The sequence below is a fragment of the Bacteriovorax sp. HI3 genome, assembly GCF_059738875.1.
This window is the reverse complement of the sequence record NZ_AP026946.1, coordinates 43,187-57,202: the sequence shown is the minus strand read 5'-3', so window position 1 is coordinate 57,202 and position 14,016 is coordinate 43,187. Positions and strand designations below refer to the sequence as shown.

The window sequence follows — 14,016 nt, the reverse complement described above, 5'->3', positions numbered from 1 at the left end:
GCCCTTTTTTATTTTGACCTAACCAAATCCTAACAATACAAAATCCTCAAATTCCCATATAAAATAAGCATAATGTTGTTTCTAACAAAACGAGTGAGGTTTTTGTGTTAAAAAATTTGCTTATGTTTCTTGCGCTTACTATTTCTCTTAACGTTTCTGCTGCTCAAAAGGTTAACGGAGCGGGTGCTACATTTCCTTATCCAATTTACTCAAAGTGGTTCTCTGAGTACCAAAAAATCAACAAAGATGTTGAGTTCAATTACCAGTCAATCGGAAGCGGAGGAGGAATTAAACAAGTCCTGGCGCAGACTGTAGACTTTGGTGCAACAGATGCTCCAATGACTGACGAAGAACTAAAATCAGCAAAAACTCCAATCAGACACATCCCAACTGTACTTGGTGCAGTTGTTGTTGCTTACAATGTTAACGGCATTCAAGCAGGTCTTCACCTTGATGGTGAAGCACTAGCAAAAATCTTCCTTGGTGAAATCACTAAGTGGAATGATGCTGCTATCGCAAAACTAAACCCAAAAATTAAACTTCCAGCTACAGACATTCTTGTTGTAAGAAGATCAGATGGATCAGGAACAACTGCAGTATTCACAGAATACCTTGCTGCTGTTTCAGCTGACTTTAAAACTAAAGTTGGTGCTGGTAAAAACGTTAACTGGCCAGCTGGTATCGGTGCTAAAGGTAACGAAGGTGTGAGCGCAATGGTTGGTCAAACTGACGGAGCTATCGGATACACTGAATTAGCTTACGCGATCAACACTCAGTTAAAAACTGCTTCTATGAAAAACGCAAAAGGGGAGTTCATCGCTCCATCTGTTGCTTCAATCACTGCTGCTGCTTCTTCTGTTAAAAAATTTGATGGTGACCTAAGAATGTCTATCATCAATGCTGATGCAAAAGGCGCTTACCCAATTTCTTCTTTCACATACATCCTTCTTCCAGAAAACGCTGCTTCTGCTCCAGTAAAAGCAGTGAGAGCTTTCCTTGGATGGGCACTGAAAGACGGACAAAAGTTCGCAAGCGAACTTCACTATGCTCCACTTCCAAAGAAAATGAGCGAGTCACTTCTTAAATCTCTTAAGTAATTTGACTTTTATACCTGCCCGGCTTCTCCCGGGCAGGTTCTTTAGCCTTCAAACCAAATCAATTTCACCATCAATAAGACAACAATAAAAAAGAGCATGGGACGAACAATCTTAGAAGCGGCCTTCGTTGCATAACTAGCACCGATATAAGAACCAAATGACATTCCTGTGGCCATAATAAGTCCTTCTTTCCAATGAACAAAACCATTCATTGAGAAAGTCACAAGTGCTGTTCCCGCAGAAAAAGTATTGGCAAGTTTTGAGATAGCTATCGCCGTAAGCATTGGGTAACCTGTGCCAAGGAATAAACTTAAGAACATGAATGTTCCACCACCAGGCCCAAAAAATCCGTCGTAAAAACCGCTAGCAATTGCACTTAAGAAAAACAATCCCGGATGAGGCTTGGTGAAATTTTCACGCTCTTTGAAAAACTTTTCTTTGTTATACACAATCCAAAGAATAACCGGACACATGAAGATCATAAGAAAACGGAAAAACTCTTTTGAGGCATAAGGGGCCATGGAGCTTCCTAAAAAGGAACCAAAAGCACAGACTACGCAAAAGGCGAGTCCTTCTTTCCATTTCAAATGCCCCTTGCGTGCATAGACAAAAAGCGCAACAGCAGCACCAACCGTACCAAGTATTTTATTTGTTCCAATGGCATGAGGCCCTGGTGCTATCGCAATTGAAAGCGTAGGAAGTGAAATCAGGCTACCTCCACCAACGACCGAGTCAATTAATCCGGTAAGAAGCCCCATCAGAGGCAATAAATAGTTTTCCATTTGCCCAATCTAAATTGATAAATTCTATTTTTCAATTAGCATTATAGTTGGCCCTCAAAAAAATCGAGTATCACATGAATAATGCTATCCAAGATTTCCTGGCTTCGGCCGAACACTCTATTTTAGGAAAACAAACAGAAACAAAGCTCGCTCTTTGTTGTTTTCTTTCACATGGACACCTTTTAATCGAAGATGTTCCGGGAATGGGGAAAACCACTTTTGCAAAAACGTTGGCGAAACTTCTCGATCTCTCTTTTGCCCGCATCCAGTTTACCAATGATCTTATGCCTTCTGATCTTGTCGGTATCCAGATCTTTGATGCCAAGGAAGGGAAGTTCAATCTTATTCATGGACCGATCTTTCATCAATTCATCCTGGCCGATGAGCTAAATCGTGGAACACCTAAAACCCAAAGCGCCCTATTAGAGGCCATGGAAGAAAAACAAGTCACCCTAGATGGCGATACCATCAATCTTCCACATCCATTTTTTGTCGTTGCAACTCAGAATCCACGTTCACAAATTGGAACCCATCATCTCCCGGAATCGCAATTGGATCGCTTTATGATGAAAATTAAAATCGGCTACCCAGACGCGCATTCTGAAAGACAAATCATTTCAAGCGACACACATACAGAAAGTTACCACAAACTAAAACCAGCGATTACCCCTTCATCTCTTGCAGATCTCTATGAAGCGGTAAAAAACGTAAAAGTTAGCGATAAACTTTTAGATTATGTCTTAAGACTCTTAGAGCAATCGCGAAACAGCAATTCATTTCAAGGGCTAAGCCCACGGGCCGGAAAAGACATCATTAAAGCGGCTAAGGCCTGGGCACTTATTAGCGGGAGAGATTATGTCTTGCCTGATGATGTGCAAATCGTTCTTCCTTCTGTCGTTTCTCACAGACTTGCTCCTTTTCAAAATCAATCCTTTGATCAGGACAGGGAACTGACTCAAATGTTGATTAAAACAACCAAGGTGGACTAAAAGATGTTTCGTTCCCTGCGAAGCTTTTTTTACAACCGAGTAGCGAATTCAGGTCGCAAGCATCCACTTTACATTGTTCCAACTTTTGATGGACTCAAAGTCATCGCTTTAAATATTACCTTGCTGGTTATTGGTCTGGTTTATGCCAATAATTATGTCCTTCTGTTTAACTTTGTTCTCTTTTGTTTATTTCTCGGATCAATGTTTTACACTCACTTCAATCTTTCAGGAGTTAAACTCGAATCCGTTCAACTTCCTTCTTTTCATGCTGGAGAAGATAGCACCGCTATTCTTCATTTCTCTTCAAGCAACGCTCAGGGGCATTATTTTGTCCGTCCCTACTTTAAAAGCTCATTAGTAAGACTTAATCACTTCAAAGAAACATTTCCTATAAAGGCCAACGAAACAACTGTTGTTAAAATTTCCTTGCGAGGTGTAAAAAGAGGGCAAGACACAATCAAGTCCGTGTATATCGAAACATTATTTCCCTTTAACTTCTTTCGCTGTTTTACTTTTTTTAATATCAATCAAGACATTTTTATTTTCCCAGAGAGGGCCAACCTAAATATTCACGAGGAAGTTGAAGTCACAGATTCAAGAAAAGAAGATGGTGATGATTTTTATCTAAGAGATTATGTGCCTGGAGATTCTTTAAAGCGCGTTGACTGGAAAAAACTGGCCCAAACCAACAAGTGGTACACCAGACAATTTCAAGCGCACATACCTAGTCCCATTATGTTGATTCTGGATAAAACGCCTGTAGAGGAAACTCTTAAGTCTATTAGCTTCTCCATTCACAACCTTCATCAGCAAAACATTAAATATGGATTAAAACTAGGGGATAGTGTTCTTATTGCTCCTGAGAATTCACCAAGACATTTAACTCAATGCTTGCGTGAACTGGCGAGATACCATGCTTAAGTTTATTACTATCGCCATTATTATCACCAACATGCTTCTGCTTAACGATGATGTTCCCGTAAACATCATCGGCATCACTCTGGCAAGCTTGATTCTTTCCCTTTTTATTACTCACAAAACAGTCAGAACAACGATTAAAATTATCCTACTTGCTCTTTCAATGCTTCTTTTGAGATTGCATTTTAAAACATTGCTGGTGACAGAGTGTGGGGTCTCTTTTGTACTTATTTTATCCGCTTTGAAGTTTTGGGAGCTAGATGAAGAACGCGACCACTTCAACATGTTTCTTATTCTCTGCCTGGCCGAATGCTCAGTTTTTCTTTTAAATCCAACCTTCCTGGTTTTTGCTTTTGGGATCGTGAAGATGATGTTCTATTTCTATTACATTTTAAAAATAAGAAACTACGACATCTCGCTCTTAAATCCCAAAAGACTCATACTTCTGGCCGCCCCTTCTATTGCTCTTTCCCTTCTGCTTTTTTATACATTTCCCCGTTTCACTCAAGGATTTATTAACACCAGTGATATGCAATACATTATCTCTGGTGCCGGTTCGCGTTTTGACTTCAAACAACTCGGTCCAATCAACCTCTCTTCAGAACAGGCCTTTAAAGCTTATGGCCTTGAAGACAGCAAACTTCCTTTTAAAATTCTTTACTGGCGAACGGCGGTCCTTTGGCAACTTTCAGGGCAAGAGTGGAGTGCAGCCAATAGCAACCTTAAAAAACCAGAACAGCATTTAACAGATGCACCCCTGAAGTACCAAGTAGAAGTCTTTGATCGCTTTAAAGAATATCTCCCGGTTCTGGACGGTACGGCCAATGTTGAGAGCGCTAATCTTCCTTTTGTTTCCTATAGCGATGGTAGTTTCAAACTGAGAACTATTTCCAGGGGTGAACTGGCCTACGTCGCAACCGGAAACTATCAGGTAAGGATTCAGGACGCCTCACCACTTATGTTGAGAAAAGGTCTGCGCTTAAAATCCCCAAGAAGAGATGAAGTTTACAAAAGCTATTTCTCACAAGAGGAGAGACAACTAACTGATGAAGAAAAACTCAAAGAACTAATAGGGATTTTTAAGAACCGCGGTTTTCAATACAGCACCACTCCCGAAAGTTACGATTCCGTTGAAGACTTTCTATTAAAAGGATCAAATGGGTATTGCAGCCACTTTTCAGCGGCCTTTGTTTATCTGGCACGCCTAAGAGGACTTCCAGCTCGAATCGTCACCGGTTATCTTGGTGGGGAATTTAATCCTTACGACAACTCCGTTATCGTCAAAGAGCTCGATGCTCATGCCTGGGTGGAAATTTATCTGGCCGAAAAAGGCTGGGTGAAAGTTGACCCTACATCGCTTGTGGCACCGGAAAGAGTGACCATGAGTACAGAAGAGTTTAATAAAAAGCTCAACCCGTACATTACAATTTTTAATTTAAAAATTGACCGCAGCCTTTTTGATTCAGCGACCATGAACAACCTGGCCCTTTGGCTTGATTCTTTGAACTCGCGTTTTAATACAAAGATTTTTAACTTTGATCGTGACACCCAGCTGGCCGTCCTTCGCGCCCTCACGCCTGGCAATCTTCCTGTCGGGATTATCTTTGCTTTTACATTGATTCTTTTCCTGCTCATTTTTTGGCTGATTTTTTATTTATATGGAAAGAAAAGGCTTCATCCCGCCCAAAAGCGCTACTTGCGCTTTCTTAGAAGGATGCAATCTTATGGGCTTCAGAAAGATGAGTGTGAAACTATTTCCATGTTTAAAGAGAGATGCCTGACCCGTATTCCTGAGCAATCTCAGTTCATTAGCGATGAAGTAAACCGATACATTACGGCCTTTTATAAATAATTTGCTTCTTTCACTTAATAAATGTAAGTTGCCCCCAGATGAATCAAGACCTACCTAAGACATTTTCAGAACTAAATCTTATTGACCCTTTAAAACAAGCCTTAAGTGAAGCCGGATACAGCACCCCGACACCGATACAAGCACAAGCTATTCCATCGCTTCTGCATGGAAAAGATCTGTTAGGTTGCGCTCAAACAGGAACTGGTAAAACAGCTGCTTTTGCTCTGCCCATCCTTCACCGCTTGGTTGAATCCAATAAAAAACCAACTCCACGTCACGCCAGAGTTTTAGTGTTGACTCCAACAAGAGAGTTGGCGATTCAAGTTCACGAAAGTTTTGTGACTTATGGAAAAAATCTTAAATTAAAATATGCCGTTATTTTTGGTGGTGTTGGCCAACAGCCTCAAGTCAAATCTCTTGCTCATGGGGTTGATGTTCTCGTGGCCACTCCTGGTCGTTTATTAGATTTAATTAACCAAGGTTTTTTAAAACTTAACGCCCTTGAAGTTTTTGTTTTAGATGAAGCTGACCGCATGCTTGATATGGGGTTCATCCATGACATTAAAAAAGTCTTGAAAATTCTTCCACCAAAAAGACACAACCTCTTTTTCTCAGCGACAATGCCGCCTGAAATTGAAAAACTTGCCAACTCTATTTTGGTTAATCCAACAAGAGTTGAAGTCACACCAGTTTCGTCAACAGCTGAACTCATTGCTCAAAAAGTTATGTTCGTTGAACGCGAAAATAAGCGTCCTCTTTTAAAACATATTTTAGATAACAAAGCTCTTAAGCGAGTTATTGTTTTCTCTCGCACCAAACATGGCGCTAATAGAATTTCAGAATACCTGGCAAAAAGTGGCATTCTGAGTGAAGCCATTCATGGAAACAAATCGCAAACGGCCAGACAAAAGGCGCTCGAAAATTTCCGCACTGGAAAAATCCGCGTGCTTATTGCTACTGATATTGCCGCTCGCGGAATTGATATTGATGAGATCACTCATGTTATCAATTTTGATTTGCCGAATGTCAGTGAAGACTATGTCCATAGAATTGGAAGAACTGCGCGCGCAGGCGCTAGCGGTGAAGCCATTTCATTTTGCGATGCCGATGAAAAGGCCTTCTTAAAATCCATTGAAAAACTTATTGGAAAGACTATTGAAGTAGTCACAGACCAACCTTTCCATTCAGACAACGTTGTCAGCGCAAAGCTTCTTTCTCACGGTAAGGCGAAAGCATTAATCGATGCAGAAAATACGCTAAAACCTGATCGTTCTCGTCATAAAGGTGGTCGTTTTCATAGGGGGGGAAGAAACTCTGCACCCAAAAAGGAACAAGGACACAAACAAGGAAGTAAAACTTAGTTCTTAAGATCCTCACGATTACCTTAATTTTTATATGGTAATAGGATTTGTAATAGATTTATTAAAAGTGCTCTGCTAGGGTGCTATCAGAATAATGTTCGTCGCATTTAGATTAGTGGTCAGTGTTTATCGCCCTCTCTTTAGCGGCCCCCAACCTTAAGGAGGTTTATAATGGGTAGAAAACTTTATGTCGGAAATCTTCCGTACACAACAAACGATGCCATTCTTAGACAAAAGTTCGAAGAAGTTGGAACAGTTGATTCTTCAAAAGTAATCACAGACCGTGAAACTGGAAGAAGCAAAGGTTTCGGATTCATCGAAATGTCTTCAGATGAAGAAGCTGAAGAGGCAATCAACAAATTCCACGGGAAAGAATTTGAAGGTCGTCCAATGACTGTTAGCGAAGCTAAACCAATGACTCCAAACGAGAACCGTGGTGGATCACGTGGTGGATTCGGTGGCGGCGGAAGAAACAACCGTTATTAATTACCAAAAAAAATAGGGTCATCGAAAGATGGCCCTTTTTTTTGTCCGATTTTCTGATTACGATCTTGGGCATGGAAATTAAATGCCACTTTTGTTTTGAAACAATCCCCCTAGAAATTTACCGTGAAGAAGGCGACAAGCAAGATTTTATTGTTGATTGCGAAGTCTGCTGTCATCCATTACACATCACTGCTGAATGGAACGAGGAAGAAGAAGATTTTGATGTTGAAGTCGACGCTGGCTAATTAGTGTAAAAGAGATTTTTTCGCTTCAACAACACTGATTGAGCGCCCATTAAAAACAGATCCATTCAAATTAACAATGGCCTTCTCTGCCTCTTCAGGCGATTCCATTTCTACGAAGCCAAATCCCATCGATAAGTTAGTCTCTCTATCTTTAATAATTTTAGCAGAGCAGACGTGCCCATATTTTGAAAATTTTTCAGTCAGGACTTCGTTGCCAATATTGTTTGGTAAATTTCCTACATAAATCTTTTGTGGCATAAAATGCTCCTGTGTTTTCAAAAAACCAAGAAGTTCAAAAAGACTCACGTCGACTCTAAGGCCCTTATTTCATCATTTCAAGTTACGATCGTGTAATTATTTTTAAATTAAAGTTACGTGAAGAAATGCGGCCAGCAATCTTGAATAATACGTGACTGCTTGCAGGAGCACTGACCGAGTCGATTATGCAACCCGGTCAGGAATATTAAAGTTGTATAACAAATTCTATTCTGCGATTAGCTGTACGTCCTTCTGCGGTTTTATTGCTCGCAATAGGATCGATTTCACCTCGACCAACAGTTTCAATACGACTTGAGCGCACACCTCTAAAGACGAGCTCATCCTTAACTGCCATCGCGCGCTTACTTGATAAGGCAATATTATTAGCAGGTAGCCCAACATTATCAGTGTATCCCTCTATACGTGCAGTCGCCTTCGGATGATTTTTCATCACAGCGACAATCTGATCTAGTTCTTTATTTGCCCCTGCACCTACGGAAATTGTTCCCGTTTTAAAAGTTAGGTTTTCAAATTTAAAACGCTTAACAGTACCGGCCGAAGCACTGTTCATAAAAGCTCCAAGCGTACTGATTGGTTGGATATTTTCTCGACTCGCTATCGCTGGCATTGCCGGCATAGTTGTTGTGAGTGCTTCTTCAGTGACTCCTTGTCTTGAGCTATACCACCAGAACAATCCCACAAGAACTAAAATGCCTAAAACGATTTTTGGCCAGACATTTCCCCTGTCTGTCATCTTGGGTAGCGCTTGAGACGAAGAAAGCGCAGAAAGGCCAGGAAGCCCCGATGGAAGCATGCTACTTAAAGAACTCTTTTGCTGACTTAAAAAGCTCATTAAAGCAGAAGGAGTCATGTGCTCTGTTTTAATTTTGGAGCCAATCGCTCCCATCACTAATGGAGCGGCCATGCCCAACATTTTATTTAAACTCGCAACATTCATCCCTGTCGTTGTGCCAAGCTTTGACAAAATACCACTGAGATTATTGCCAAAGATTTTATTCACCACTTCATTTCCCTCGCGTATCTCTGTCGGATCTGTGACCACGTCGGCAATTGGTGCTTGGTGATTGGCAATCTCTACTAAGGTTTCAGCACCTTCTTTTGTAGAGCCCTTGTTAATAATTCCCATTAAAAGAGTTGGGATTGCAGATTTTAATCCAACACGCGTTTGTTCAACTGGCTGATTAATTTCTTTGCTAATCTTTTGAAGAATATCTGGGGAGAAAAAACTCTGAGAGACGTTAAATAGGCTATCGCCCGCAATTGCCGCCATACACTTCCTCCTTGGCAGAATTAACTCTGAGGAAATGAATGCAATTTTAAAGCCTATTAAAAACTGACTAATTAAAAACCAAGTAAAAAAGGAAACTGTCTAGGCGGCTTTGTTTAAATGAACGACTTTATCTTTCTTTAAAATTTTTTTACTTTGTGTATTTAGATCACTGATTTGTTTTACTATGTTAGTAATTCTCACTAAAGCATTCTCCGCTTTTTCCAACTGTGTATAATCAGCGCGCCTGTTGGCCTTGCGAATATGGTTTAAAGCAATAAAGAGAGGATTGTTAATTTCGTGATTCAGTGTTGTCACAACTTCATTAATAACTTCAAGCTTATTTTTTGCCGTATGCTGTTCATGAAGTTTCTGAAGAGTGATTTGTGTTTTCACACGAGCTGCGACAGTTTCAATAGTAATAGGTTTGGTGATGTAGTCATTGCATCCTTGGTCTAAGGCATAAACGATTTTTTCTGTCTCATTCATTGATGTCACCATGATTACCGGAAGCTCTGAAGGCAAATAGGAGTCCCTAATTTCGGCCAGGACATCCAAACCAGTCATTCCGGGCATGTTCCAATCCAACAAAACGAGATCATAAGTATTTTTCTTAATCAGCTCAAGGACTCTTTCACCACTTAGGACATGCTCAACAGTATAACCAAAACCATTCAGACCAACTATAATATGATCTGCAATATCCTGGTCATCATCTACTAATAAAATGTTCATTTCCACATCCTTTGTTGCCAAACTATTCGGGCCCCACAGAGGGGGAAATGAGGAAAATTCCATTCTTAATATTAAATTATGGTTGTCGAGGTTTTGACTTAACTAATACCGGAATTTTTTTCCCAGGAATTTCCTTACTATATACCTTGGGCAATACTTCTTATCTCTTTCCACTTAAGAAGAAGCTCAGCATACTGCCTAATCCAATCCGCAGCTAAAGATGCGCTACTTGTTTCTATTGGCAGAAGATTTGGTGATTTTTCTAATGCTTTACCTATGAGCGCCTTTTCTTGAACTGCCAATTTGATCCAGTCGTGATAAAAGTCATTGTCTTTTAATTGCAGGCTCTTAATTTTTTCTTCTAACCTGAGTTTTCTTTCTGAGAAATGTTGTGAAATTAAAGAGTCTAATCTTTCACCAAAATTTTTCTCTTGGGCAAATTCCAAAAAGAACTCTCCGGCATTCTTATAATTTTTTTCTGCATTCTTTTTTAAAAACTCTATCCAGAGAAGAACCATAACATCGTTCATTCGCATCTCTAAGTCTGGTAACTCTTCCGTATAATTTCTTATCTCAATCGGCGCATGCATAATTGCAAAATTCAAGTGCCCAACAAGGGCATTTGATAAACAAGCACTCACTGCATAGGCATATGCTCCGTCCTGATTTCTTCCCATTGGGAAAAAAGGGGGTAATTCATAGTCATTTGAAAACCCCGCACACATCAACATGGCCGGAGAATGCTTGAATGCCTGGACTTTATCAGACACACGCCAAACCAAACGACTCTTTAAGGCCGCTTGGAATTGATCCTTTTTTATCAACGAATGAATGGATTGTTCATCAAATGAAAGAACTCCACGCGGACTCTGAAAACCAGAATCGCCATAATACCCACAAAGAGAGAGCGCGCAGACCTGAGAGCTTTGAACAAAAGAGAGCATCTGCATCTGTGTCGATAGAAAATCTTCGTCCTTAAGTCTTTCAGATTTTTCTTTTAGCAAATTTAACGATTGCTGATCTTTAAAATAAAAGGTCGATAGGGGATTTCCCGGTGTAGCTCCAAGCGCGTTTCCAAGTTCAACCGGTGCTAATCTCCTGGGCTCAAAAACCACATCGTCATCAACTGAGATAAATTTTTTACCAACAAGTTTTAATAATAAAAAATTTCTATTGGCCCCCGTGGTGATAACCCCTTTAGGCGCTGAAGGATTAAGAGCAAAATCAATTAATGATGGGTTAACATTAGCGCGGCGGCAGTTTTCTTTGAGCAATGTTATCCATTTATCCCTGGATTCCCCTTCCCATAATTCTGCTTCAACGTGTTCAGAATGAAAAAGGGGAGTCAACTCTGACTCCCCGGTATTTGAAACAAAAAAATTTAGCTTTAAATTCGTATTCTTAAAACTTTTTACTGAACGTAAAACGCTTTTAGCACGATTATGCGTAGGCCATGCGATGATCAATTAACTGTTGCCGTACAAAGTGAAGTCCACTGAATAATTCGGCGAAGTCGCATCATTCGTGTGAACGACAACTTCAAATTTTTGAGCAGTCGTCGCATCACCAACAAAAGCTGTTTCACCATAAGTGCAGATGCTATTGTTGCTCGTACTTACCGTAATGGTAAAGTCAGTACTTGCTCCGGCCGCTAAAGGAAAACTTGGTGCTGTCGTTAAAGTGTATGTTACATCACCAGAGTTCGTTGTTCCCCAGTCATATACAGTATTATCAGTAATTGTGACCACTGGTGAATTCGTGGCGCTTAATGATGAACTTCCATTATTTTTTAAAGTAAAACTAAAAGGAATACTCGTCCCACCACAATCACTATTAATTTGATAAAAACTTCCCAAATTGGTCTTGTTGGCCGCTGTAATTGAGCCAGTTGGAAATGATGATGAATTAGCAAGAGAGACAAGCGCGTTGCCATTTCTTGAGTTTTTGTAGCTTAGGCTAATTCCACCAGTACCGCCGCCTCCCGTTGATCCACCTGAAGCTTGATTGCTGTCGTCACCACAGCTCGTAAGCAACAGAGATAGAGGAATAAGAGTTGATGCTAGAAACTTTGCTTTATTTGTTTTTTTCATAACTAAAAGCTTAGCGACTCTTGTTTTTTTTCATATCCCCCAAAATGGGGGATACACCTCTTTCCCGGAGAAATTTGATTTAATTAGTTCAGTAATTGAATTTTGGCCAATTCTCCCTGGCGGGATAAACAAGCGGCCTTCTGTTGCAGGTAAGACGCTTTAGAAGAGAGATCGTAGGCTTTTTGATAATTCACACAATTATCTGTGTAGTTTTGTCTGGCCTCCTGGATGATCCCCAGGTTGTAGTAGATATCGCTTCTCGGCCCTTTTTCTAAAAGCCCTGACAGATAATGAAACGCGCTGTCGTACTCTTTATTATCAATAAATTTCTCAAGCGCTTCCATATCATCTTCATCATCTTCAATTTTAAGTGAAACGAGCTTAGGCGCCGGAGTTATTTTCTTCAAGACTTCTTTGGCCAGATTAATGTTTAAGTTATCCATCGCTTCCATCGTCGCGTAAGTATTCTGCGAGTTCATCGCTTCTGCCTTTTCATCATGCCCAAGAAGCATATTAAAAATCGGCCTTAAGCTTTTAGCCCCAGGATCTTTAGGCATCTCTTTTTCTGATGAAGCGTCACCTCTGCCTGAAAAACTAAATGTCTTTTCAACTTTTTTATCACTGCTCTTAACAATTAAAACACCCGAGCCTTCTGCAATCATGGAAACTGTTCTGTATTTTTTCCCATCGCGCTCTGATGTAGATGAATAACTTTCTCTCGAGTCTCTTTTAATCCCCTCAAAAGAAAGCTCATAAAATTTCTTATCACTAGCACTCGCCAATTTAAGCCATCCGTCCTCAGCAATACTCTTTTCTAAACTTTTAACGAAGCTGTTCGTCTCAGGATAAACAACCTTCACCACCGTTCCTTTGGCCAGAGCAAATTCCCCCGCCGAACGATACTCAACCGGAACATAAGTCGAACACGCTGTAAAAAGTAGGAGAGAGCTTAAAATAAATAGTGTTTTCATGAGCTCATCATATCGGCCCTTTTGATTTTAACAAAGCCATCTGTAAAAGAAGCGAACACCAAATGCGTACACCAAAACCCCGTGCAAGAGTTTACAATTCTTGACCTCGGCCTGACTTAATTAACAAGACCAGATGCTAGACTTCTTTTTGTGTACACATCTTCACCTGGAGACCCCATGCCCATCAACGAAAACCTGGCCAAACTCATTCTCAGAGTCACCGTCGGAGGTCTCATGATCTTCCACGGCATCCATAAAGTCATAAACGGACATGATTTCATCCGCCTCAAACTCACCGAAGTCGGCCTCCCAGAATTTATCGCTCTCGGCGTCCCCGTCGGTGAAGTCCTGGCCCCCGCACTTCTCATCCTCGGTTACAAAACCAGACTCTCTGCCCTCGTCATCGCTTTCACCATGGTCATGTCCATCTTCTTAGTCTTTAGCGATAAACTCTTCTCACTCAATCAAAACGGTGGAATCGCCTATGAGTTAAACATCTTCTTCCTGCTGGCCTCAATCGCCATCTACTTTCAAGGCGCAGGAAAATACTCCCTCTCCTCAAAAGTCAGTGCAATCGACTAATCTCCTCTCCTGAGCCGCGCCCCCCAGGCGCGCTCCTTTCTCCTCTACGATGGCCGCCAGGCTCATCGCTCTCTCTAAAAAACCTTCTAGTATGCATGAGCGCATTCGGCACTTGCCCGAAAAAATGCGCGAGCATTTTTACCCCGCAAGCGAAGCAATCAAAAAACTGAAACACGGGATTCAAGAGATCGGGCAAGCGAACTCGTAGGTTCGACTCCTTCACAGAACTAATTAAAAATGTAAGGTGGAAAATATTTTAAAATCTATCTAGAAAATGGCGCAATCGGCAGGAGTCGAACCTGCGACCACTTGATTCGTAGTCAAGTACTCTATCCAGCTGAGCTACGACTGCGCATAGGAAA

16 protein-coding genes and 1 tRNA gene are annotated in these 14,016 nt (G+C 40.8%); 9 read left to right on the top strand and 8 right to left on the bottom strand.

Annotated features, from left to right (window positions below; genetic code table 11):
* The first annotated feature begins 122 nt into the window (after window positions 1–122).
* Entirely contained in the window at window positions 123–1,097 is a 975-nt protein-coding gene (gene pstS / locus AC6JA8_RS00270; RefSeq protein WP_497975249.1) for a phosphate ABC transporter substrate-binding protein PstS, read from the top strand.
* Window positions 1,098–1,138: 41 nt separating this feature from the next.
* On the opposite strand, the gene AC6JA8_RS00265 is transcribed toward pstS, so the two are convergent.
* Window positions 1,139–1,879 carry a sulfite exporter TauE/SafE family protein gene (locus AC6JA8_RS00265; protein WP_497975248.1) on the bottom strand — a complete coding sequence of 247 codons (741 nt, stop codon included), beginning with the start codon at window positions 1,877–1,879 and terminating at the stop codon, window positions 1,139–1,141.
* Window positions 1,880–1,953: 74 nt separating this feature from the next.
* Between AC6JA8_RS00265 and AC6JA8_RS00260 the strand changes: the two genes are divergently transcribed.
* The 6 genes from AC6JA8_RS00260 to AC6JA8_RS00235 all read left to right on the top strand — a co-directional run bounded on the left by AC6JA8_RS00260 (window position 1,954) and on the right by AC6JA8_RS00235 (window position 7,730).
* A complete protein-coding gene (locus AC6JA8_RS00260) occupies window positions 1,954–2,868 on the top strand; it encodes an AAA family ATPase (RefSeq protein ID WP_497975247.1) in 915 nt (304 codons plus the stop codon).
* 3 nt (window positions 2,869–2,871) lie between these two features.
* On the top strand, window positions 2,872–3,789 hold the full coding sequence (locus AC6JA8_RS00255) for a DUF58 domain-containing protein (protein WP_497975246.1): 918 nt from the start codon (window positions 2,872–2,874) through the stop codon (window positions 3,787–3,789).
* The gene (locus tag AC6JA8_RS00250; RefSeq protein WP_497975245.1) at window positions 3,782–5,638 is read left to right on the top strand and encodes a transglutaminase TgpA family protein; all 1,857 of its coding nucleotides are present in this window, start codon (window positions 3,782–3,784) and stop codon (window positions 5,636–5,638) included. The genes AC6JA8_RS00255 and AC6JA8_RS00250 overlap by 8 nt, the downstream gene beginning before the upstream one ends.
* 38 nt (window positions 5,639–5,676) lie before the next feature.
* The gene (locus tag AC6JA8_RS00245; protein ID WP_497975244.1) at window positions 5,677–6,999 is read left to right on the top strand and encodes a DEAD/DEAH box helicase; all 1,323 of its coding nucleotides are present in this window, start codon (window positions 5,677–5,679) and stop codon (window positions 6,997–6,999) included.
* Window positions 7,000–7,170: 171 nt separating this feature from the next.
* Entirely contained in the window at window positions 7,171–7,485 is a 315-nt protein-coding gene (rbp, locus tag AC6JA8_RS00240) for an RNA-binding regulator (protein ID WP_102241852.1), read from the top strand.
* 71 nt (window positions 7,486–7,556) lie between these two features.
* Complete coding sequence (locus AC6JA8_RS00235) at window positions 7,557–7,730, top strand: zinc ribbon domain-containing protein (RefSeq protein ID WP_497975243.1); 174 nt, start codon at window positions 7,557–7,559, stop codon at window positions 7,728–7,730.
* Here AC6JA8_RS00235 and AC6JA8_RS00230 read toward each other — a convergent pair whose 3' ends face one another.
* The 6 genes from AC6JA8_RS00230 to AC6JA8_RS00205 all read right to left on the bottom strand — a co-directional run bounded on the left by AC6JA8_RS00230 (window position 7,731) and on the right by AC6JA8_RS00205 (window position 13,072).
* The gene (locus tag AC6JA8_RS00230; RefSeq protein ID WP_497975242.1) at window positions 7,731–7,988 is read right to left on the bottom strand and encodes an RNA recognition motif domain-containing protein; all 258 of its coding nucleotides are present in this window, start codon (window positions 7,986–7,988) and stop codon (window positions 7,731–7,733) included. It lies immediately after the preceding gene.
* A 205-nt stretch (window positions 7,989–8,193) separates the two neighbouring features.
* Window positions 8,194–9,279: an OmpA family protein gene (locus tag AC6JA8_RS00225; RefSeq protein WP_497975241.1), complete on the bottom strand. Its 1,086-nt coding sequence runs from the start codon at window positions 9,277–9,279 to the stop codon at window positions 8,194–8,196.
* Window positions 9,280–9,378: 99 nt separating this feature from the next.
* Entirely contained in the window at window positions 9,379–10,011 is a 633-nt protein-coding gene (locus AC6JA8_RS00220) for a response regulator transcription factor (RefSeq protein WP_497975240.1), read from the bottom strand.
* A 137-nt stretch (window positions 10,012–10,148) separates the two neighbouring features.
* Entirely contained in the window at window positions 10,149–11,477 is a 1,329-nt protein-coding gene (locus tag AC6JA8_RS00215; protein WP_497975239.1) for a hypothetical protein, read from the bottom strand.
* Window positions 11,478–12,101, bottom strand: a complete 624-nt coding sequence (locus AC6JA8_RS00210) for a hypothetical protein (protein WP_497975238.1) — start codon at window positions 12,099–12,101, stop codon at window positions 11,478–11,480. It lies immediately after the preceding gene.
* A gap of 83 nt (window positions 12,102–12,184) precedes the next feature.
* Window positions 12,185–13,072 (bottom strand): hypothetical protein, encoded by an 888-nt coding sequence (locus tag AC6JA8_RS00205; protein WP_497975237.1) that lies wholly within the window; start codon window positions 13,070–13,072, stop codon window positions 12,185–12,187.
* A gap of 177 nt (window positions 13,073–13,249) precedes the next feature.
* Between AC6JA8_RS00205 and AC6JA8_RS00200 the strand changes: the two genes are divergently transcribed.
* Both AC6JA8_RS00200 and AC6JA8_RS00195 read left to right on the top strand, forming a co-directional pair.
* A complete protein-coding gene (locus tag AC6JA8_RS00200) occupies window positions 13,250–13,654 on the top strand; it encodes a DoxX family protein (RefSeq protein ID WP_497975236.1) in 405 nt (134 codons plus the stop codon).
* A 49-nt stretch (window positions 13,655–13,703) separates the two neighbouring features.
* Entirely contained in the window at window positions 13,704–13,862 is a 159-nt protein-coding gene (locus AC6JA8_RS00195; RefSeq protein WP_497975235.1) for a hypothetical protein, read from the top strand.
* 67 nt (window positions 13,863–13,929) lie between these two features.
* Here the strand turns inward: AC6JA8_RS00195 and AC6JA8_RS00190 are convergent.
* Window positions 13,930–14,006, bottom strand: a tRNA-Arg gene (locus tag AC6JA8_RS00190).
* Between the last annotated feature and the right edge of the window lie 10 nt (window positions 14,007–14,016).